This window comes from Dermabacter vaginalis (genome assembly GCF_001678905.1).
Lineage (GTDB): Bacteria > Actinomycetota > Actinomycetes > Actinomycetales > Dermabacteraceae > Dermabacter > Dermabacter vaginalis.
The window spans coordinates 2,009,734-2,030,057 of record NZ_CP012117.1; the positions used below are offsets into that span (position 1 = coordinate 2,009,734).

18 protein-coding genes, 1 tRNA gene and 1 pseudogene are annotated in these 20,324 nt (G+C 64.0%); 4 read left to right on the forward strand and 16 right to left on the reverse strand.

From position 1 onward, the window contains the following. The first annotated feature begins 181 nt into the window (after nucleotides 1-181). Entirely contained in the window at nucleotides 182-1,858 is a 1,677-nt protein-coding gene (locus DAD186_RS08860) for a formate--tetrahydrofolate ligase (protein WP_065248356.1), read from the forward strand. Nucleotides 1,859-1,962: 104 nt separating this feature from the next. On the opposite strand, the gene mnhG is transcribed toward DAD186_RS08860, so the two are convergent. The 9 genes from mnhG to dcd form a co-directional block, all read right to left on the reverse strand. Beyond that, on the reverse strand, nucleotides 1,963-2,517 hold the full coding sequence (gene mnhG / locus DAD186_RS08865; protein ID WP_065248357.1) for a monovalent cation/H(+) antiporter subunit G: 555 nt from the start codon (nucleotides 2,515-2,517) through the stop codon (nucleotides 1,963-1,965). Beyond that, nucleotides 2,514-2,801 carry an MrpF/PhaF family protein gene (locus DAD186_RS08870; RefSeq protein WP_065248358.1) on the reverse strand — a complete coding sequence of 96 codons (288 nt, stop codon included), beginning with the start codon at nucleotides 2,799-2,801 and terminating at the stop codon, nucleotides 2,514-2,516. The genes mnhG and DAD186_RS08870 overlap by 4 nt, the downstream gene beginning before the upstream one ends. Next, a complete protein-coding gene (locus DAD186_RS08875; protein ID WP_065248359.1) occupies nucleotides 2,794-3,363 on the reverse strand; it encodes a Na+/H+ antiporter subunit E in 570 nt (189 codons plus the stop codon). Before DAD186_RS08875 ends, DAD186_RS08870 begins: the two co-directional genes overlap by 8 nt. After that, nucleotides 3,360-4,925, reverse strand: coding sequence for a Na+/H+ antiporter subunit D (locus tag DAD186_RS08880; RefSeq protein ID WP_065248360.1), 1,566 nt, complete (start codon nucleotides 4,923-4,925; stop codon nucleotides 3,360-3,362). The genes DAD186_RS08875 and DAD186_RS08880 overlap by 4 nt, the downstream gene beginning before the upstream one ends. Further along, entirely contained in the window at nucleotides 4,922-5,506 is a 585-nt protein-coding gene (locus DAD186_RS08885) for a Na(+)/H(+) antiporter subunit C (protein WP_065248361.1), read from the reverse strand. The genes DAD186_RS08880 and DAD186_RS08885 overlap by 4 nt, the downstream gene beginning before the upstream one ends. Further along, nucleotides 5,496-8,414, reverse strand: coding sequence for a Na+/H+ antiporter subunit A (locus DAD186_RS08890; RefSeq protein WP_065248362.1), 2,919 nt, complete (start codon nucleotides 8,412-8,414; stop codon nucleotides 5,496-5,498). Before DAD186_RS08890 ends, DAD186_RS08885 begins: the two co-directional genes overlap by 11 nt. A gap of 82 nt (nucleotides 8,415-8,496) precedes the next feature. After that, nucleotides 8,497-9,207, reverse strand: a complete 711-nt coding sequence (locus tag DAD186_RS08895) for a hypothetical protein (RefSeq protein ID WP_065248363.1) — start codon at nucleotides 9,205-9,207, stop codon at nucleotides 8,497-8,499. A gap of 108 nt (nucleotides 9,208-9,315) precedes the next feature. After that, nucleotides 9,316-10,086 (reverse strand): hypothetical protein, encoded by a 771-nt coding sequence (locus DAD186_RS08900; RefSeq protein ID WP_065248364.1) that lies wholly within the window; start codon nucleotides 10,084-10,086, stop codon nucleotides 9,316-9,318. Then, nucleotides 10,083-10,685: a dCTP deaminase gene (dcd, locus tag DAD186_RS08905; protein WP_065248365.1), complete on the reverse strand. Its 603-nt coding sequence runs from the start codon at nucleotides 10,683-10,685 to the stop codon at nucleotides 10,083-10,085. The genes DAD186_RS08900 and dcd overlap by 4 nt, the downstream gene beginning before the upstream one ends. Nucleotides 10,686-10,767: 82 nt before the next feature. Here dcd and DAD186_RS08910 point away from each other — a divergent pair. Further along, a tRNA-Gly gene (locus DAD186_RS08910) sits at nucleotides 10,768-10,841 on the forward strand. A 91-nt stretch (nucleotides 10,842-10,932) separates the two neighbouring features. On the opposite strand, the gene DAD186_RS08915 is transcribed toward DAD186_RS08910, so the two are convergent. The 3 genes from DAD186_RS08915 to DAD186_RS08925 form a co-directional block, all read right to left on the reverse strand. Then, nucleotides 10,933-11,484 (reverse strand): FAD-dependent oxidoreductase, encoded by a 552-nt coding sequence (locus tag DAD186_RS08915; RefSeq protein WP_065248366.1) that lies wholly within the window; start codon nucleotides 11,482-11,484, stop codon nucleotides 10,933-10,935. A 32-nt stretch (nucleotides 11,485-11,516) separates the two neighbouring features. Then, nucleotides 11,517-12,272, reverse strand: coding sequence for an ABC transporter ATP-binding protein (locus DAD186_RS08920; protein WP_236886242.1), 756 nt, complete (start codon nucleotides 12,270-12,272; stop codon nucleotides 11,517-11,519). A 61-nt stretch (nucleotides 12,273-12,333) separates the two neighbouring features. Beyond that, nucleotides 12,334-13,428, reverse strand: a complete 1,095-nt coding sequence (locus tag DAD186_RS08925) for an ABC transporter permease (RefSeq protein WP_065248367.1) — start codon at nucleotides 13,426-13,428, stop codon at nucleotides 12,334-12,336. A gap of 139 nt (nucleotides 13,429-13,567) precedes the next feature. Here DAD186_RS08925 and DAD186_RS08930 point away from each other — a divergent pair, with 139 nt between their 5' ends. Both DAD186_RS08930 and DAD186_RS08935 read left to right on the forward strand, forming a co-directional pair. Continuing rightward, complete coding sequence (locus DAD186_RS08930; RefSeq protein ID WP_065248368.1) at nucleotides 13,568-14,830, forward strand: sensor histidine kinase; 1,263 nt, start codon at nucleotides 13,568-13,570, stop codon at nucleotides 14,828-14,830. Nucleotides 14,831-14,872: 42 nt separating this feature from the next. Next, nucleotides 14,873-15,496, forward strand: coding sequence for a response regulator (locus DAD186_RS08935; RefSeq protein ID WP_065248369.1), 624 nt, complete (start codon nucleotides 14,873-14,875; stop codon nucleotides 15,494-15,496). 650 nt (nucleotides 15,497-16,146) lie between these two features. Here the strand turns inward: DAD186_RS08935 and DAD186_RS08945 are convergent. From DAD186_RS08945 to DAD186_RS08955, 4 genes and pseudogenes are all read right to left on the reverse strand, one after another. Then, a complete protein-coding gene (locus tag DAD186_RS08945) occupies nucleotides 16,147-17,133 on the reverse strand; it encodes an IS481 family transposase (RefSeq protein ID WP_065248371.1) in 987 nt (328 codons plus the stop codon). Beyond that, nucleotides 17,130-17,873: an MFS transporter gene (locus tag DAD186_RS11205; protein ID WP_250647502.1), complete on the reverse strand. Its 744-nt coding sequence runs from the start codon at nucleotides 17,871-17,873 to the stop codon at nucleotides 17,130-17,132. Before DAD186_RS11205 ends, DAD186_RS08945 begins: the two co-directional genes overlap by 4 nt. A 133-nt stretch (nucleotides 17,874-18,006) precedes the next feature. Next, nucleotides 18,007-18,375: pseudogene (locus tag DAD186_RS11210) on the reverse strand (MFS transporter); the annotation flags it as partial. Next, entirely contained in the window at nucleotides 18,372-20,024 is a 1,653-nt protein-coding gene (locus DAD186_RS08955; protein ID WP_065248372.1) for an ABC-F family ATP-binding cassette domain-containing protein, read from the reverse strand. The pseudogene DAD186_RS11210 and the gene DAD186_RS08955, both read right to left, overlap by 4 nt. Nucleotides 20,025-20,324 lie beyond the last annotated feature (300 nt).

Genomic DNA, 20,324 nt, shown 5'->3' on the forward strand with positions numbered 1-20,324 from the left:
CGGGGGATTTTTGTATGCCCCTTGAACGCACCATATTTCCGAAATTTCGGTCACGGGAGCGCCCCCGCGGGCCGCACGAGCCGCGAAATCACTGGCACGCTCAGGGAATTTCCCGTTTGCTAGGTCACAGTGAGGGACGAACGCCCCGCAGAAACCGAGAAGAATCAAAGGAGATTTGCCCATGGCATCCGAAAACCCTGATCTCAAGATCGCCCAGGCCCACACCCTCAAGCCGATCACCGAGATCGCCGAGGCCGCCGGTATCCCGAACGACGCCCTCATCCCCTACGGCTGGACCAAGGCAAAGGTCGACATGAAGAAGATCGACCAGAGCAGCGACAAGCCGAAGGCGAAGCTCGTGCTCGTTTCGGCGCTCTCGCCGACCCCCGCGGGCGAAGGTAAGTCGACGACGACCGTCGGCCTTTCCGACGCCTTCTCCCTCAAGGGCAAGAAGACCGTCGTCGCACTCCGCGAACCCTCGCTCGGCCCGGTCATGGGCGTCAAGGGCGGCGCAACCGGTGGTGGCTACGCCCAGGTCGTCCCCATGGAAGACATCAACCTCCACTTCACGGGCGACTTCCACGCGATCCAGATTGCGAACAACACCCTCGCCGCCCTCATCGACAACTCGATCCAGCAGGGCAACCCCCTCAACATTGACCCGCGCCGTATTCAGTGGAAGCGCGTCCTCGACGTCAACGACCGCGAGCTCCGCTCGATCGTCGTCGGCCTCGGCGGCCCCGCCCAGGGCATGCCCCGCGAAGACGGCTTCGACATCGTCGTGGCCTCCGAGATCATGGCGATCCTCTGCCTCGCGACGGACCTCAAGGATCTGCAGGAGCGCATCTCGCGCATCGTCGTGGGCTACACGTTCGATCGCAAACCCGTGACCGTCGCCGACCTCAAGGTCGAAGGCGCCATCACGATGCTTCTCAAGGATGCCCTCAACCCGAACCTCGTGCAGACCCTCGGCGGCACCCCCGCCCTCGTGCACGGCGGCCCGTTCGCCAACATCGCGCACGGCTGCAACTCGATCATCGCGACCAACCTCGCCCGCGAGCTCGGTGAAATCGCCGTGACCGAGGCCGGCTTCGGCTCGGACCTCGGCGGCGAAAAGTTCCTCGACATCAAGTCGCGTTTCGGCGGCTTCTCGCCCGACGCGGTCGTGCTTGTCGCGACCGTGCGCGCCCTCAAGATGCACGGCGGCGTGAAGAAGGACGAGCTCGAAACGGAGAACGTCGACGCGGCCCTCGAAGGCACCGCGAACCTCCGCAAGCACCTCGAGAACATTCGCAAGTTCGGTCTCGAGCCCGTCATCGCCCTTAACCGCTTCCCGTCGGACACCGAGACCGAGCTCAAGGCCGTTCTCGACTGGGCGAAGGAGAACGGCTACAAGGCTGCACTCTCCGAGGTGTGGGCAAAGGGCGGCGAGGGTGCACTCGACCTCGCCGACCAGGTGCTCGCCGCCATCGAGGAAGCCGGCGACTTCCACCACCTCTACGAGCCTGAGGACGGCGTTGAGAACGCCATCGAGACCATCGCCAAGGAGGTCTACGGCGCATCGGAGGTCCAGTACGTCGACGGTGCTCCCGCAGCCCTTCGCCGCCTCAAGAAGAACGGCTGGGACAAGCTCCCCGTGTGCATGGCGAAGACCCAGTACTCGTTCAGTGACGACCCCTCGAAGCTCGGCGCACCCGAGGGCCACGTGCTCCACGTTCGCGACCTCATCCCCCGCCTCGGCGCCGGGTTCGTGGTCGCGCTCACCGGTTCGGTCATGACCATGCCGGGTCTGCCGAAGGAGCCCGCGGCACTGCGCATGGGCGTCGATGAGGACGGCAACGCGATCGGCCTCTTCTAAGGCACCACTTCGCCTTCCACTTCAGGGGGCGGGGGCGGCCATCGAGCCGCCCCCGCCCCCTTTGATAAGTCGCAAGCGTCGGACCCCTTCGCGGGCCCCACCCCCTAGTGCCCGCCGGACTCCCGCTCGCGCGCGAACGTGTCCTTGGTGCCCTCCGCACTCTCGTCGAGGTCGCCCTCGTCGAAGTGTTCTTTGAGTTCCGCAAGCTCGAGACCCATCGTGTGCGTGAGAACGTTTGTGGGGAGCGCATCCTCGGTTTCCCTATCGGGGTGAGCGTCTGCTTCCGGATCGATAAAGCCATCGTCGTCGTCATCTCCCTCACCACCGATGGAGAGTCGCGGCGTGAGCTCGTCGAACGCGTAATCGCTCCCCAGGAGGAAGCCGCGGCGGAACGCGGCACGCCCGAGCATTGCGCTCGAGGCGGTCATCGTGAGGAATTGTGCGACGAGAACGAGCGCAAGCATGCCCGCGAGCGCAAGCGACTTAGAGGCGATCGCCGCTCCCGCAAGCACGAGAACGAGGCCGAGCGTTTGCGGCTTCGACGCGGCGTGCATGCGCGAAAGAACGTCGTTGAACCGCACGAGACCCACCATGGCGATCGCCGCAATGAGCACGCCGATCACGATGAGGATCGAGCCGAGAATTTCAGCGATGCTCACTCAACGCCCTCCTTTCGTTCGGGAACGTCGGCGCGAGCGACGAATCTCGCGAGCGAAAGGGTGCCGATGAACGCGGTCGCTGTGAGGGCGAGGGCGGGGATGACCGCGAAGCTTGTGCCGGTCCAGGCCGAATAGAGCGCGAGCCCCATGACCACTTGGACAACGAGCATGTCGAGCGCCACGGCACGGTCAATAATGGTGGGGCCTACGATCATGCGGTACACGATCGGGATCGAGATGAGACCGAGCGCGATCGCGGCGCCCAGAAGGATGGTGTCAAACATCAGCCTCGCCCCCTCTCACGCTGTATCCGGCACTGTTGAGAATCTCGCGTGAGGCAAACGCGCGCAAAAGGCGCTCCTCCTGGCGCAGGATGCTGTCATGCTGCGCCTTAATCTGTTCCTTTGTGGTCACGCCGATCGCGTGGAAGAACAGGGTCCCCGTGGCACGCTGCGCCTCCACCACGACCGAGCCGGGAATCAGAGTGGCAAGGATGCCCGTGAACGAGAGAAACAGATCGCTTCGCGAGCGCAATTGCACGGCGAGCACGCTCGAGCCGGGGCTTCCGGAAGGCCTCAGGGCAAAGCGTGCGACCTGAATACTGCCCGCCACCAGATCCTTCGCGAAGTGCGCGAAAAAGACGAGCGCGCTCACGGGTCGTAGCGTGACTTCGCGGCTCAGCGGGGGCGCGGGGAACATCACGTAGATCGACGCGCCAAGGAGGAGCCCGCCGAGAATACTGAGAACGCTAAATTCTCCCCACAGGAGGCACCATGCGAGGGCGCCCCCCACGATGCCAAGGGCATGCGTGGGCAGTACGCGGACGCGGTTGAGGAGGCGTGTCATTCGGGCGCCACCTGCCCTCCACCGGCATCGTCGATGTTGAATACGAGACGATCGGCGGCACCGTCGCCAAGTACGGCATTCACGTAAGGGACGCGTTCGAGCAGCGAGTGCGCCGCCCTATCGCTATAACCAATCAGGGGCCCGGCAAACACCGTGAGAGCGAGGGAGAAAGCCACAAGAGTGGCTGTCGAACCACTCATGAGCAGGGGCGTCACAGGCTTATCTTTCGCGATTTGCTCGGGGGTTTCTTGCCAAAAGGCGCGGTTCCACACCTTCGCGATGGCGTACATGGTGAGAAGCGAGGTAATAGCGCTCAACGCCACAAGGATCCACGCGAGCACGCTCCCACGCTCGATACCGCCGATAACGAGGCCCACCTTTCCAATAAAACCACTCATTGGGGGCACACCCGCGAGGTTCATCGCTGGCACGAAGAAGAGGATCGCGAGCCACGGCGCGGCCTTTGCGAGCCCGCCGAGCTTCGCGAGGTTCGTAGTGCCACCCACGTGTTCGATGAGACCCGCCGCGAGGAACAGCGTGGACTGCACCGTAATGTGGTGGGCCACGTAGAACACGGTTGCCGTCATGGAGATCTGCGAGGAGATGCCAATACCGAACATCATGTAGCCCATGTGGCTCACGAGGGTAAAGGACAGCACGCGTTTGAGGTCCGTTTGCGCAATCGCCCCAAAAATGCCGATCACGAGGCTGAATCCGGCCGCAACAAGCAACACGGTCGAGATTTCCGATTCGGGGAACATAAGGGTTTCGAGGCGGATGATCGCGTAAATCCCCACCTTCGTGAGGAGGCCGGCAAACACCGCGGTCACGGGCGCGGGTGCGGTTGGGTAGGAGTCGGGCAGCCACGCGGAAAGCGGGAAGATCGCCGCCTTGAGCCCGAACGCGAGGAGCAACACGAACTCGATGAGGAGGCGCACATGGTGGTCCACGTGGTCCATGCGTGCGGCAATTTCGGCAAGGTTGACGGTTCCGACGGCTGCGTAGCAACTCGCGATTCCCACGAGGAAAAGCAGTGAACTCACCATCGATACGATCACGTATGTCGTCGCGGCTCGCACCCTACTGGCGGACCCACCGAGCGTGAGCAGCACGAACGAGGCGGCGAGAAGAATCTCGAACCCCACGTACATGTTGAACAGATCGCCCGCGAGGAACGCGTTCGAGACTCCCGCGACGAGCAGAAGGTACGAAGGGTGGAAGATCGCGATCGGCGTCGACTCGATGTGTTCGGAGATGGTCTGGGCACTCGCATAGATAAGCACGGCGAGCGTCACAAATGAGGAAACGAACAGCATGAGGCCCGTGAGCCTATCGGCGACAAGCACGATGCCGAGCGTGGGCGTCCACTTGCCGATCTGGAGCACGAGGATGTTGTTCTCGTTGATCCAGTACATGAGCAGCGCCGCAATCACGAGATTCACGCTGAGCGTGCCGATCGATACGGCGAGCTGGAGTCGAGTGCGGTGGCGCGTGAGCAGTGCGAAGGCGGCGCCGAGAAGCGGAAGCATCACGGGTGCGGCGAGGAGAATCTCGGGGCTCATGAGCTCTCCTCCTCGTCGTCCGTGTCACTTTCAGTCAGGCTGTATTCCACATCCTCGTCGGAAGTGAAGTCGTCGGAGATATCGTCGCTCCGGTCATCCTGGGACCTCGCGCAAGCCTTTTCGGCCTCTTCTTGCATGCGTTCCCGCTCACGTTCCTCGCGCTGCTCGTCGGCTTCAAAGCCCACACGCTCGATGTGCTCGTGACGGTGGCGTTCCACGAGCCTGCGCGAGCGGTCGGCAATGCGAAGATCCTCAACGTCATCGGGGACTTCGTCGTGGCCGAAAAGCTGCCACGAGCGGTAGGAGAGCGCCATGCCGAAGCCCGTGAGAGCCAAGGAGATCACGATCGCGGTGAGCACCATCGCCATAGGGAGCGGGTCACTCATGCCCTCGACCGCCCCCGAACCTTCGAACGGGGGAGTTCCGGGGGTGCCGATCGCGAGAAGGAACAAAAGGTTGATGCCATTACCTGCGAGGACCGCGCCCATGATGATGCGCGAAAGGGTGCGTTCGAGCAGCATGTAGATCCCGCTCGCGATGAGCACTGCGGCGAGGAGAAGAACGAGGAGGCTAACGTGCATCGAGCTCCGCCTCCTGGTGCCTATCGATTTGTTCGCCGAGCGTGCGCAAGATGTCGAGGGCGAGCCCCACGACGATGAGGTACACGCCAATATCGAACATGAGTGCGCTCGCGAGTTCGATTTCACCGAGCACGGGCAGATGCCCGATCCACACGTAGCTCTGGAACACGGTGCCGCCTAGCAAAAGAGGCGTGATGCCGGTAAGTAATGCGAGCACCATGCCTACGCCGAGGAGGGCCCCTGCCTGCACGGGTGCAGCCTCGTTGAGCTCGTATCGGCCTCCGGCGAGGTAGCGCAGCGTAATCGCGAGACCTGCGACCAGGCCGCCAGCGAAGCCGCCTCCGGGGAAATTGTGGCCCGCGAACAGCAAGTAAATGCTGAGCACCATGAGCATCGGGAAGGCGAGGCGTGTGATCACTTCAAGCACAACCATGCGCCGCTCGGGTGCGAGGGTGCGGCTCGCGAGGAGCCACGTGGCGCCGCGGTTGCCTTCGAGGTCTTCGCTTTCATTGTGGAATCGAAGCGTGTTCTCGGGGATGGAAGGATCGGAACTCCGCCGCCAAATCGACAGGTCTTCTTCGAGGTCCCCCACGCGCACGATCTGCTGCTCGCGTTTTCGCACGAAAATGAGGGAGGCGATGCCGGAGGCGACGACGAGGACCACCGCGATCTCGCCCATCGTGTCCCACACACGCGCATCCACGAGAGCAACGTTAACCGCATTGTGGCCCTTGCCGATTTCATATCCCGCCTCGATGAGTTCGGGACCGATCGGCGCGGCGATCCGTGCACCAGCCGCGTACGCGAAAACGGTCACGATCACGGCGGCCGTGAGGATCGCGATCGACCAGCGCGTGAATTGGTCGAAACGGCGAGGGCGGATCGAGAAGTGGGCGGGGAGGCGGCGCAGCACAAGAATGAGCACCACGGTCATCATCGACTCAACGAAAAGCTGGGTCGCGGCGACGTCGGGTGCGCCGTACATCATGAACAAAAGCGCAACGCCAAAGCCCGTGCCCGAAATAAGGAGGGCCGCCCTGAGCCGGCGCCGTGCGCGCGCGGCGCCGAGCGCGGCGAGGCCGGCGAAGCCCACCACGGCGATTTCGGCGGGGTGAGCAAATAACACGAGGTTGTCGGGGGCCTTCCCCGTGAAGGCGATGGCTCCCGCGAGCACCACGACGAACACGAGGAAGATCGTGCCGAGGTGAACGGGAAGCGAGCCTCGCTGGAAGAAGGCGGTTGTGCGCACCGCGAGCGAATCGACTTCACGCATGGATGCGCGAAAAAGTCTTTCTGCGTCGCACCAGCGCCCAAGGGCCGTGTTCTGCGGGCTTACCGCCTTTTGCACACGTTCGAACGGTGCGTGGGCGATCGCGAGCACGGTACCGAGCGTGAGCGCTGCGAGTGAGCAGAGGAGCGGGAGCGATACGTGGTCGGGGATCACGGCGAGGTGGCCGAGCTCCCCCACCTTCGCGCTCGTGCCACCCGCGATGAGGGTCGCGAGAACCTCGAGTTGCGGCGCGAGCACGATCGCGGCGAGGCTCGCAGCCGCAACGATCGCGGGGATGAGCTGGAAACGAAGCGTGGGCTGCTTGTGCTTCACGCCGCGTGCGCCGGGGAACACGTGGAAGAAGAAGCGGCACGAATACGCGACCGTGAGCACGGATCCCGCGACGGTCGCGGCGAGAATCGCGAGGCCCCACGGCTCCCCCTCGGCGAAGGTGTAGAACACCGCTTCCTTCGCCACGAACCCGAACAGCGGCGGGAAAGCGGCCATCGATGCCGCACTCACGAACGCGACAATGCCCACGATCGGGAGGTCCTTGAAAACGCCGTGGAGTTCACGCAGATCGCGTGTGCCGTAGCACTTGTCGATGATGCCCACGCTCATAAAGAGCGGCGCTTTGAAGAGCGCGTGGGCGAGCGTGAGCATGGCGCCGGCAAAAACCGCTTCGGGTGTCGCGATCCCCGCGATCGCTGCCATAAATCCAAGCTGCGACACCGTTCCGTACGCGAGCAGGAGCTTGATGTCGGTTTGCCGGAGGGCACGCCAACCACCGAGCAGCATGGTCACGGCACCGAGGGCGGAAACCGCGATCGTGAGAGGTCCGACGGTGGCCAGGAGCGGGGCGAACCTCAAAAGAACGTAGATGCCGCCCTTCACCATGGCTGCGGCGTGAAGGTACGCCGATACCGGTGTTGGTGCGGCCATCGCACCGGGGAGCCAGAAGTGCCCGGGGGCAAGCGCCGATTTCGTTGCGGCACCGATGAGCACGAGCACGAGGGCCACAACGAGGTACGGCGACACCGCGGCAAACGCGGGCGACGTGAGGATCTCGGAGATTCGCATGCTGCCGGCTTTAACGCCGAGCATGATGAGCCCCACCATGAGGGCGAGGCCGCCTGCGGTCGTGGAGATGAGTGCGTTAATCGCGGCGCGACGGGAGGCCTGTTTCGTGACGTAGTGGCCGATGAGCAGGTAGGAGAACACGGTCGTGAGCTCCCAGAACACGAACAGCATCATTGCGTCGTCGGCGAGCACTAGCCCGAGCATGGCCCCCGAGAATGCCGTGAACACACCCGCGAATCGCGCGAGCGACGGCTCCGTTTCTTTGAAGTACCGCGAGCAGTACAGCATGATGACGGTGCCGATACCCGAAACGATGAGCACGAACAGCCACGCGAGTGGATCGAGCGCGAAGCTTAGCGTGATCCCGAACTGCGGGATCCACGGGTAAGTCTCCACCGCGGGGGTCTCGGCGAGCGCAGCCGGTGAGTGCGAGAGAAGGTACGCCGCCGTGGCTGCAGGAATAAGCGCGATCGGCAGAAATGCCTTTTGCCGCCACCATTTCACGAGGAGGGGCGCTATAAGTGCCATCGCGAAGTGCGCAGCGATGGCGATAATCATGCGGGGGTATCCGTCCTCGTAGTGTCGGTGCGGGGACGCTTAAGTTTATCAAGTCATACGCGCGACGCGGCGAACCGTCCCGCTACACGGAATAATCCCATCCCTCGGGAAGTACGCGACACTCGAGTTTCCCTTCGAGTAGTCGCTGCTGGACATCACCGGTAGCGTATGCGCTCGCGAGCTCGAGCGAACCATCACTGAAGTACCGGTCCAGGTACTCCTCTTCGGAAGGGAAGCCCGCGATAGTCACCCCCTGCTTTTCGAGACACGGAATGACGACATCTTTTTGGAACTGCCACAAATCGCTTGCTTGCCTCTCGTTTGGCATCTCCCCCAGCGATGTAAATTTCGCGGAGCATCCATATTCCGAAACGGACCATTCAAGCGGCTTGCTCAGCGAAAACTCACCCCGCGTCACAATACCTTCGGAGGAAACATCGGTGTCGCTCCAGCCGTCGTCGTGCATACACCGCACCCAGGCGTCTTGATCGTCCTTTACTTCCGCAGGGCTGTCTGGTTTCTCGGGTGCTGTGCGGCCTTGCGATGCATAGGCACTTTCGATACGTGCCCATTCGGCATCGAGCGCTTCTTCTCGGCTGACCTTCGGAAAGTAGCGGCTGCCCTGACCGTCGAGGCGAACTCGGGCATCCTGTACCCATTGCTCGTGCGTCGAGGAAGGAGCAACTTTCGGTGAAGATTCCGAGTTCACGGGAGAGCTTGAGCATCCCGCGACCATGAGCGCGACGGTGGCGCACGAAGCGACTGCGGACAACATCTTCGTCATCGTCTTCATTGACTTCTCCTCATCGCAAGGCCACGCTTCACTCCGCATGGGGGTCCTGCGAACCACCTCAAGAATACAACTTAAGTCCCGTTTTGTGCACTGGGTCTCACGCTGCTTTTAGAACAGTTCGTTCGGCTCCACGAGGAAATCTTCATGGTCAAGCACAAACCCACCGGTTTCGTCCCAAATCGCGCGCGCCACAGCGCTACAGCCGAGGTAGGCCTCGCGCCATTCACGAATCTGCGACTTCTCGGGGTTTTCGGCAACGAGCGTCGAAGGGTCATCGGGGCGATAGGCCACGGTGTACAGCGCCGCACCTTCCTTCACCCATTCGACGTGCTCGATCGCAGGAATTTCACCCTCGAGCGTCGATGCCTCAACCACAAGGTCGGCGTGCGCAAAAATTGGGGCGGAGAGCATGTAGGGGAAACCGTCGGCCTCCCCCACGATCTCCGCTTCCTTGACGATCTTTTGCACGATCTCGAGCAGGTCTTTCGGAGCGAGCTCGTAGGCCGCGACCACGTGGAGGCCAGGCTGCATGAACTGATGCGGGGCGAGTTCGTGGCCCGTGTCGGTCACGAGTTTCCCGCCGAGGCGGCGCACAACATTGAGGGCGAATTCGAGAATCTCGCGCTCCTCCCCCGCGGGCACGCCGTTCGGGAAGGCCGTATCGAAGCCGTAACCATCGGGGACGTCCGAAGGGCCGCCATCGCGATGCATGGGAACCTCGATGCTCGCCTCATTCTTCGAGGGGTGCCACACCAGCGAGGTCGTATCGCTCACGCGAATCGTTTTCTTCTTCTTGCGTGCGAGCGGGTAACGGTTGAGCACGAGCGCGAAGAGATCATCGAGCCCGTAGCTTTGATCGAGAACAAGCGTGTGCGTCACGGGGTCTCCTCCAAGGGTGTTGCGGGGATCTGCGTGCGGTGAAAGTTCATGTAGGAGCGGGAAGCCGTCGGACCCCGTTGCCCCCGGTACCTGTTGAGGTTCCCCTCCGAGCCGTACGGATGTTCCGCCTCGCTACTGAGGCGGAAAAAGCACAGCTGGCCAATCTTCATGCCGGGCCACAGCGCCACGGGCAGGGTTGCCATGTTCGAGAGTTCAAGGGTGATGTGCCCCTCGAACCCCGGGTCGATAAAGCCCGCGGTCGAGTGGGTGAGAAGCCCGAGGCGGCCGAGGCTCGACTTCCCCTCAAGGCGCGCGGCGATGTCGTTCGGGAGGCTCACCGTTTCGTAGGTCGAGGCGAGCACGAACTCGCCAGGGTGCAGCATGTACGGCTGGTCAGGATCGACCTCCACGAGGCGCGTAAGCTCCGCCTGCTCCTTCGCAGGGTTGATCATCGCGTACTTGTGGTTGTCGAAGAGTCGAAAGAATCGATCGATCCGCACGTCCACGGACGCAGGCTGAACGAACTCATCACCAAAGGGGGCGATGCCGATGCGGCCCGCCTCGATTTCCGCGCGAATATCACGATCACTGAGAAGCACGCCTCTATCTTAACTCGAGGCCACTTGCCTCACGCCGGTTTGGAGGTGCGGCGCGCGGCGGCTACACTGGGGAGGCACATTCGCGGATGTAGTTCAATGGTAGAACTTCAGCTTCCCAAGCTGACAGCGCGGGTTCGATTCCCGTCATCCGCTCCATTTTTCCACCGGATTGCATAGACGTTGCGGGGGTTATCCCAGCCGTCACGACCGGAATAACCCCCACAAACCCTATGGAATCCAGGAGAGGTTAGAGCTTCGACGCCACCTCGTACGCATCCCAGATCGCGTACTGGATGTTCGAAATCTTGCGGGCGTCACCGAGAATATTCTTCGGCACGTTCACGTCCGTGATCGCCTCCCACATCGCGCTATCGCGCGCGTACCCGATCGCGGACACCACCGAATCGGCTTCGAGCTCGCGCTCCTTGCCATCGACCTTCACGAGCAGGCCCTTCTCGGTCGTGCGAATCGCCGAGGCTTCCGTGAGCACCTCGATACCGCGGTACGGCACGAGCTTGTGGAGCATGTCGTGGTTGGCGTGGCACAGGGGGCCATTCTTCGCGAGCAGATCCTTTTCGACCTCGACGATCGTGACCTCACGGCCCTTCTCGACGAGAGAAAGGGCAAGCTCACAGCCCGTGAGGCCGCCGCCGATGACGACAACCTTCCTACCCAAGTCGTCCTGCGCGAGGAGGGCATCGGTCGCTTCGACGACCTCCCTCGCGTCACCAAGATCAAGCATGCGCGGCTTCGAGCCGGTCGCCACGAGAACGTGATCCCACTCGCCGCTCTTAATCATCTCCGGCGGCCTTCGGGGATGCGGCTTGGCGCTCAGGCGCGGGCAAAAACCTTCTCGCGCGGGTGGGCGTGAGAACCGGCTCCGACGGCTGCTTCGCCCCGCGCCCTCTCGGCGGTAAGAACGCCGTCAACCATGCGGTACACGGAATCGAACTCGTCGAGCTGCTCTTGCGCGTGGGTCACAACGACGGTCGCGAGGTCGCGCGTGCGGGTTGTCTCCGCGAGCAGTTCGATGATCGCTTTGGAGCGCTCCTGGTCGAGGGCGCTCGTCGGCTCGTCCACGAGGAGAACCTCGGGCTGGTGGAGGATCGCGCGGGCAATGTTGACCCTCTGGCGCTGACCACCCGAGAGCGCACCCGGGCGGTGATGCGCGCGATCGAGCATCCCCACGGCGTCGAGCGCCGACTCGATGCGTTCCTGGCGCTCCTTTTTCGAGATGCCCTTGAACGTTCCCGCGCCGAGACGTGCCACAATCTCGAGCTGCTCGGCGACGGTGAGCGACGGGATGAGGTTCGGCGACTGGAACACGATACCCACGTGGTCGCGGCGCACTTCGGTTTTCTTCTTCTGGTTGAGCGACGTCGTCTCGATACCCGCGATCTTCACGCTTCCCGAATCGGGGCTCGTGAGGGTCGCCGCAACGGTCAGAAGGCTAGATTTGCCTGACCCGGAGGGCCCGGTCACGGCGGCGAATTCGCCCGGGTTCACCGTGAGGTTCGCGTGGTTGACCGCGGTGACGGTTGAGCCGCCGTCGGGGTAGGTGAGGGTGATGTCGGTGAGGTTCAGCATGGCTTTCGTCCTTTTCATCAAGGTTCGTGTGAGAGTGCGGGGCAAGGCAGGGCCGTGCGGGTTAGGCCGCCGACGCTTGCAGGGCCTTCGTCGGATCCACCTTCGTGATCGTGCGGACCGACACGAGCGAGCCCACGAGACCCGCGAGAAGCATGAGGATCGGAACGCCCACGAGCGTGAGCGCGTTCATGACGAACGGCATCGCGTTGGCGGCGAGCACGCCGAGCCCGGCGGTGAGCCCCACGCCGATGAGCGAGCCGATGCCGAGCACAATGAGGGCCTGCCACAGCGAGTCACCCGCGAGCCAGCCCGTGCGGGCGCCGATCGCCTTGAGAACCGCGATGTCGCGCTGGCGCTGCATCGACCACACGAGGAAGAACACGCCGATCACGAGGGTCGAGATCAGAACGAGGAGAGCGATCATCATCGCGAGCGAGCCGATCTCCGAGCGGAACGAGCCGATCGCGAGGAGCGACGGGAGGAGCGACTTCGTGGTCGTGGACTGGTCGCGATCGAGTGTCGTGATGTCGTCATCGGTGAGGGCCGAGGAGGCGTCGGCCCCTTCCGCGCCCACGAGGATGGCCGTGGCATACCCGCCGGGCTGATGCGTGCGTTCGAGGAAATCGTGCCACGTGTCGAGGCTCGCGAACGCGACTGGGCGGTGTGAATGGAACTCATCTTTGATCACGCGGTCCACCGCGAGTCTCTCCCCCGCAACGTCAACGGTGTCGCCCGCTTGCACTCCGAGCGATTCGGCCGTTGTTTCGCCGAGCACGAGCTTGCCGGCTTCGGGGACGCGTTCGTCGGTGCCCGTCGGTTCGGCCATGAGGACGACCGACTCGGTTTTCTCACCCGTGTCGAGCAGCGCGCTCGAGATACCGAGCGGGGTTACCGCGTTATCACCGGCCTTCGCGGCCCACGCATCGAACTGTTCCTTGGTGATTTCCGAGTTCGAGAACTCTTCCTGCTCACCCTCGTCGACCGAAAGAACAACCTTGTCAGGATTGAGCGAGAGCATCGCGGAAATGTTCTGCATGGCGAGGCCACCGGTGAGGCCGGCGAGGAACGTCACGAGGAACGTCATGAGGGAGACGACGGCAACGATGAGACCGAAGCGGCCTTTCGCGAAGCGCAAGTCTCGAATGGCAAGAAACATGAGGTGAACTCCTTACGGCGTTTGATGATGTCTCTACTGTGCCGATCCGGCCCTCCCCTCCGGTACCTCCCGTCGGTACCCTCTTCGTTCATCCTTTTGGAGGAACGACCTCACGGGCCAGGGAATTAGGATCGGTGATATGCCCACCTCAGCCCGCACCCCGTACGTCGTGGGGGCAGCCACACTCGCGTGCGTGCTCCTTGCGATTCCCATCCTCGAAAGCACCTTCGCCGCGGCTCCGCACACATCGAGCGTCGTGATCTTCAGTCTCGTGACGCTCGTTGTCATGCTCGTGGGCGGCGTGTTGCTCATGCACGCGGGAGACATTCACGCCGAGCCAGCGACAGTTTTTTCTTGGCGCCCCCTCGTGTACATCGCCGTTCTTGCGTCCGCGTGGGCGATGGTCATCGCGGAAACACCCCACGCGACCTATTTCCTTTTCGCCCTCATTGGCATCTCCCAGTGGCTGCTTCCCGAACGCACCGGGGCTTTCGTGACGCTCGGCCTCACCGTTTTCACGATCGTGGGGCAGGTTTTTCACCACGGTGCTTCGACGGGCACGATCGTGGGGCCACTCCTGATCGCCGTGCTCATGCTCGCGTTCATGCACATGTACCGCGCGATGCGCTTCGAGGCGCTCCAGAAGAACGCCGTGATCGCCGAGCTTCGCGACGCTCAAGGTCAGCTTGTCGAATCTGAGCGCGAGAAAGCCCGCATTACCGAGCGCGAACACCTCGGGCGAGACCTTCATGACACGACGGCACAGTCGCTCTCAAGCGTGATCTTGCGGCTCGGTCTCGCGGAGGAGGCACTCGACTCGGGTGAGAGCGCGGGGGCGCTCGAGCACGTGAGGTCCGCTTCCGACGCCACCTCGGAAGCCTTGAGCGAACTTCGAAGCGCGATCACCCACCTCACGCCGAAGGGATCGGGCCCCACTCGCCTCGAGGCTGCCTTGGTACGCGTCGCTGAAACTGCACGCTCGAGGGCAGTGTCGAACCGTCGCGGCACCACGCCGGTGATCGAGTGTCGCGTCGCGCCGGACCTGCCTGAACTAGATATGACGACCGCGACGAGCCTCGTGCGCATCGTGCAGTCCTCCCTCGCGAACGCCCTCGACCACGCACGTGCCTCGCGGATCGAGGTTCGGGCCTACACTGACGGTGGCGAGCTGCATATCGACATCGAAGATGATGGTCGCGGCTTCGACGTTGATGAAGCGTTGCTCGGCCCACGTAGCGATAGTGGCGGCTACGGCCTCGGGTTCGTCGTGCAACGCTCGCGTGAGCTCGGCGGAAATGCCGCGATCATTGCCGCGCCCGGGGACGGCACGCTCATAAGCGTGACGATCCCCGTGTCCCAGACACCGTCGGACCCTCCAGCTTCGCCCGTTTCCCCTCACTGACCTGTCCCCACTCCACCCCGCTACTGCATAAGGAGCGCACACATGATCTCCATCCTCATCGCCGACGACCACCCCGTGGTGCGCGCGGGGCTACGCGCCGTTTTCGAAAGCCACGACGACTTCACTGTCGTCGCTGAAGCACCCAGCGCTGAAGAGGCGGTCGAAAGAGCCAGCGAGGGCGATGTCGACCTCGTGACCATGGATCTACGGTTCGCGAACGGCGGTATGAGCGGCGTGCAGGCGATTCGCGCTATTCGCGCACGGGGGGATCACCCGCGCATTCTCGTTCTCACCAATTACGACGACGATTCCGAGATTCTCGCCGCCGTCGAGGCCGGCGCCCAGGGGTACCTCTTAAAAGACTCCGCGCCAGCCGACCTCACGAGTGCGGTGCAGCGCGCCGCAAGCGGCGAGGTGGTGCTCGCGCCCGTCGTCGCGGGCAAGCTCCTGCGCGAGATGCGCAAGGACCGCATCACCCTCACGGGGCGCGAGCGGGATGTGCTCAATGCGCTCGATCGCGGTTTGAGCAATCGCGAGATCAGCGAGGAGCTGTTCCTCTCCCCCACGACCATCAAGACCCACCTCGCCCGCCTGTACGGAAAACTCGGGGTATCGAGCCGAACGGCGGCGCTCGCGCGGGCGCGTGAAGAGGGGCTGCTCGGCTGACCTTGCGGATTTGTCAGTATCCATACGTGCACGCCCCACGGTCGTGTACAGTTCCTAGCCGCTGACACGCGACAGCACCAATGACACCGGCACCACAACCGGACACGAGCCCTCACCGCAGCCCCTTTCCGCCAAAGATCGGACCGAGCGGCCCCAACCCTTCCGGAACCTGGGACGACGTCGTGAGAGCACACCGAAGCAAGTTCATTAGCGACGAACAGTACAAAAAACTCCAACGTAATCGATTGCTTAACTGCTGCTGGAGTTTCCGTTGTAGCAGCCACTGCTACTGTAGGAATCTGCGCACCGTTATGCGCCGTAACGGTTGGGACTGGATGCATCGCTTGCGCAGCTGGGATCACAACTCTCGGTGGAGCCTACGTTGGAAAGTGCTTTGCCTAGTTGGAGCGACAGGAGCCTAGATGAAAGCCTCGCAGATCGGAATCATTGCCGGTTGCCTGATCGCGGCCACAGCCATAATTCTTAGCCAAACCGTCCTAAAGGATGCAGCGATCGTTCTCTGGGTCGTGGCAATTTGCGCCTTGGTCCTTGGCTCGGCAATTGCGTCCGCAATCGCTCGACTATGGGCGTCGTTTCTAGCTTCGCGTGCTCCTAAGGGCCACTGACTTCAGCCGCAATCAACTAGTGCACTAGCTGTACTGCTCGGGGACGTTGATCAATCGTGAGAACGGCGGCTGGTTGTCGCAGGCCGTGTGCGGGCGGTGCTGGTTGTACTGGTGCAGCCAATCCGGCAGGGCGTCGCGTCGTTCTTGCTCGCTGGTGTAGCAGCGGGCGTAGGCCCACCCGTCGGCCATGGTCCGGTGGAAGCGCTCTACCTTGCCGTTGGGCTGCGGCCGGTACGGACGCGTCCGCTTCGGGGTGATCGAGAGGGCCTCGCAGGTGTCCCGCCACAGGTGCGAGCGATAGGCGCCACCGTTGTCGGACAGCACCCGCTCCACGGCGACGCCGCGATCGGCAAACCACGCCACAGCCCGATGCAGGACTCCGACCGCGGTGACGGCGGTCTCGTCGTCGTGGACCTCGGTGTACGCGACGCGGGAGTGGTCGTCAATGACGGTGTGCACGAACGCGTACCCGAGCCTGGGGTTGTGCCACTTGCTCTTCGGCTTACCCGGTGTCGCCGTTCGGTTGAGGTCGCCCTGGCGGCGGCCGACGTAGCGCCAGCCGCCGCCGTCGGGGATGTTCCCGAGCTTCTTCACGTCCACGTGGACCAGGGAGCCGGGGTGGGGGTGTTCGTACCGGCGGATCGGTTCGCCAGTCTCGCAGTCCATGTAGGAGAGCCGGTTCAGTCGGGCACCGGCCAAGATGCGGTGGACGGTCGAGGGCGCGATGCCGAGTCGGGCGGCGAGCTGCACGGGGCCCTCACGCAGCCGTATCCGCAGGCTGACGCACCGCTTCGTCGTCGCCTTGTCCGTCTTGTTCGGTGAGGTCTTCGGCCGGGACGAGCGATCCTGCATCGACTCGCCGGCGCGATAGCGGTCGACCCACCTCTTCACGGTCGGCCAGGAGACCTGGAAGCGGGCGGCGACTTCGCTGATGGGCCAACCGTCGTCGACGACGAGCTGGGCCACCTTGAGCCGGTGGCGAGGTGTCAGGGTGGCGTTGGCGTGCATCACTCCTCACCTGCTGCGACGGGCGTCGTCCGCGGCGTTCGGAGTTGCCCCAGGACTGCAAGGAGGATCGTCGTGGCGAGCGGCACGAGTCCGGCGGCGATGAACAAGCTGGCAGCGGCGATGTGTCGGCTGAGGAGTCCGGTGAGTGCGATGGACAGTGGCATGAAGGCGATGGAGATGAAGAAGTCGAGGCTGGCGACTCGGCCGAGCATCTCCAGCGGTACGTGTTCCTGCAGGACCGTGCCCCAGATGATCATCCCGACTCCGATCGACGCACCGTAGACCGCCAGTCCGGCGCTGATGATCCACGGATTGTTGGTGAGTGCGGGGATGGCCAGTGGAAGGCAGCCGAGTGCCCATGCGCCGACCATTACGGGCAGGAAGTGTGAGGGGGTGGGCCATGAGCCGGCGACGAGGGAACCCACCAGGCCGCCGACGCCCAGAACTCCGAGGACGACTCCGTACACAGCCGGACCGTTGTCATGGGTCGAGCGTATGACCGCGGGCAGGAGAACTTCCAGCGGACCGGTCACGGCCAGGCCCATGGCGGCCGCCAACAGCACGCTGGAGCGAACCCAGCGCGTGCGGGCGACGTAGCCGAACCCGTCGAGCAGGTCCCGCAGCGCAGAGGTGGCCGGAGCTTTGGCGTCGGTCTCGGCTGAGCAAGGGGCAGGAAGCCGCAGGGCGGCGATCAGGGCGAGTCCGAGCGCGCCGGCGATGAGGTACCCGCCCGCGGCGGGCACGCTCGCGCCGATGACGGCACCGACGACGCCGGGGGGCGAGGGTCTGTCCTACCAGCGGCCGGGTGGTCTCTTCGAGCCCGTTGACGGCCATCAGGTCGTCGCTTCCCACGAGGACGGGCACGAGCGCGGTGTAGGCCGGGAAGAAGAAGGCGGTCGAGACGCCGATGACGAACGCGGACACTGCCAGCATCCAGAAAGTGGCCGCGTCGAAGATGGCGGCGGTGGAGGTCGTCGTCGAGGCGGCGAGGTTGACAGTGAGGACGCCGACGATGACGGACTTCTTGGCGACGCGGTCCGCAAGTACCCCGGCGGGCAAGGATCCTGCGAGCAGGCCGATGCCGCTCCACGCCACGACACCCGACAAGGTGGCCGCCGTGGCGCCCAGGTCGAGGGTCTGCATGGCTAAGTAGAGGGCCCAGGCGCCCTGGGCGAAGACGGTGAGCACCATCGCTGCATACAGCGGTCGGTAGCCGGGGACGGACAAGGGGCGAAGGGGGTTCATGGCAGGTCCTTTGGGGCAAGGCTGAGGTGGGGCCAGTCGGTGAGGTCGTCGAGCATCTGCCGGTCGTGCGTGGCGACGATCGTGGCGCAGGAGGTCCGCAGGAGCTCGGTGGTGATGTCGTCGACGAGGCTCGATGACAGATGGTTGGTGGGCTCGTCCAGGAGCAACAGGTCCGGGTCCACCGCCAGGCACATGGCCAGATGGAGGCGGCGTTGTTGCCCTTGCGACAGGTGCCCCACGGGTGTGCGGGTTGCCGCGGGCTCAAGCAGCCCGAGTGAGCCGAGGGAGGGTGCCTGTGATCGGCGGCCCTGCGTGGCCAGGTACGTCTCGTAGACCACGTGTGCGGGGAGGGCGTCGTCCCAGTCAGGGACCTCTTGAGACAACAGGGCGACGCGCGCCCTCGGGTTCACCCGCAGCTGGCCTGTACTCGGGGCCAGTCGCCGACCGAGAAGCCCCAACAGTGTGGACTTCCCGGCACCGTTCGGCCCGGTGACCACCAACCGGTCTCCACCGCTGATGTCCACCGAGACCGGGGTGGCCAACTGGTCAGTCACGGTGAGCATGGAGGCGTTGACGATGTTCTGACCGGTCCGCGCTGACGATGTGGGCCATGCCAACCGCAGCGGTGGTTCTGGCACGTCGATCTGATGACGCTCCAGGTCCACGATGCGGCGGTTGAAAGCCTGTACCACCCCGGCAGCGCGCGTGGCCCGTTGGTGCTTGCCCGTTCCCTTGTCGGGTCGCCAACCGCCTTGCGACAGGCGGGAGCGTGCGTCGGCGGCGGCGCGGGTCAGTTCCTGATGCCGGGCGACCTGGGCGGCATGGTCTTGCTCCCAGGCGGCCCGTTCTCGTTGCCGCCCTTCGATCCAGCCCTCGTAACCGCCCGCGTAGGTGCGCGGAAGGCCATCGCGGGTCGGGTCGAGGTCCAGGAAGCTGGTCGCCACGTCGCGCAGCAGGGCGCGGTCGTGGCTGACTAAGGCCAGGCCACCGGGGTGGTCCTGCAGGCGCTCAGTCAGGAAGGACAGCCCTGCAGCGTCCAGGTGGTTGGTGGGCTCGTCCAGCAGCAACAGGTCAGGGGTCGATCCGAGGGCGACCGCCAGCCGTACCCGGTACCGCTGGCCGACCGACAAGGTCGACAGGACCCGATCGCGGTCGCTACAGGCGTTCAGGCCCGCCAGGGCGATGTCAACACGGCGGTCTGCATCCCAGGCGTCCAGCCGCGTCGCCGCCTCGAGTGCGGCGGAATAGGCGTCGGCCGCGTCATCGCCCGCGGCCAGCGCCGCGGTAGCCACGTCGAGGGCCTGCAGAGCGGCCCTGGATGGGGCGGTCGCCTCGGCAATGAGGTCACCGACCGTGCGATCGCCCTCGGTGGCCATGTCCTGCTTGACCAGGACGAGGGAACCCACCCGGGTCACCACTCCCGAGTCGGGTTTCAAGATCCCCGCCAGTATATGGAGCAAGGTGGTCTTGCCCCGGCCGTTGTCGCCGACGATCGCCAGTCGCGACCCGGTGGAGACGGTGACGTCAGTCCCACTCAGCAGCGGCCTGTCGCCGAGTGTCAGGTGGAGTGATTCAGCGCGGATGTGTGCAGCGGGCCCTTGGGGTGTCCCGATCCAGGCACATGATCGTAAAGGTTCTGTGGTTGGCATTGCGTACTTTCAGCTCGTCATGGAGCCGGGCACCACGAAGCGGCCGCCCGGCAGATGGCCAGGACGGCAGACGAGAGGTCATAAGGGGTCCCGCCGCCGTCAGCGGACGGAACGCAGCTTCATCGAGGCGATGCCTGAGTACATGCTGCCGAGGATACAGAGCCCGGGCGATGCCACGCAAGTCAACTAACGTCCCCGGTCAGTACAACTAGCTCACAAGTGTCCCGCGTGAAGTAGTTGGCAGGATTTCAGGCTTAAGAAAGTTAGGGTCGCGGGGTCGGCCAAGCCGCGGTGGACCTC

Bases quoted from the DNA above. Each gene is read 5' to 3' on its own strand.
- DAD186_RS08860 (WP_065248356.1), top strand. From the start codon at position 182: ATGGCATCCGAAAACCCTGATCTCAAGATCGCCCAGGCCCACACCCTC.
- DAD186_RS08870 (WP_065248358.1), bottom strand. From the start codon at position 2,801: ATGTTTGACACCATCCTTCTGGGCGCCGCGATCGCGCTCGGTCTCATC.
- DAD186_RS08875 (WP_065248359.1), bottom strand. From the start codon at position 3,363: ATGACACGCCTCCTCAACCGCGTCCGCGTACTGCCCACGCATGCCCTT.
- DAD186_RS08880 (WP_065248360.1), bottom strand. From the start codon at position 4,925: ATGAGCCCCGAGATTCTCCTCGCCGCACCCGTGATGCTTCCGCTTCTC.
- DAD186_RS08885 (WP_065248361.1), bottom strand. From the start codon at position 5,506: ATGCACGTTAGCCTCCTCGTTCTTCTCCTCGCCGCAGTGCTCATCGCG.
- DAD186_RS08890 (WP_065248362.1), bottom strand. From the start codon at position 8,414: ATGATTATCGCCATCGCTGCGCACTTCGCGATGGCACTTATAGCGCCC.
- DAD186_RS08895 (WP_065248363.1), bottom strand. From the start codon at position 9,207: ATGAAGACGATGACGAAGATGTTGTCCGCAGTCGCTTCGTGCGCCACC.
- DAD186_RS08915 (WP_065248366.1), bottom strand. From the start codon at position 11,484: ATGATTAAGAGCGGCGAGTGGGATCACGTTCTCGTGGCGACCGGCTCG.
- DAD186_RS08920 (WP_236886242.1), bottom strand. From the start codon at position 12,272: ATGCTGAACCTCACCGACATCACCCTCACCTACCCCGACGGCGGCTCA.
- DAD186_RS08925 (WP_065248367.1), bottom strand. From the start codon at position 13,428: ATGTTTCTTGCCATTCGAGACTTGCGCTTCGCGAAAGGCCGCTTCGGT.
- DAD186_RS08930 (WP_065248368.1), top strand. From the start codon at position 13,568: ATGCCCACCTCAGCCCGCACCCCGTACGTCGTGGGGGCAGCCACACTC.
- DAD186_RS08935 (WP_065248369.1), top strand. From the start codon at position 14,873: ATGATCTCCATCCTCATCGCCGACGACCACCCCGTGGTGCGCGCGGGG.
- DAD186_RS08955 (WP_065248372.1), bottom strand. From the start codon at position 20,024: ATGCCAACCACAGAACCTTTACGATCATGTGCCTGGATCGGGACACCC.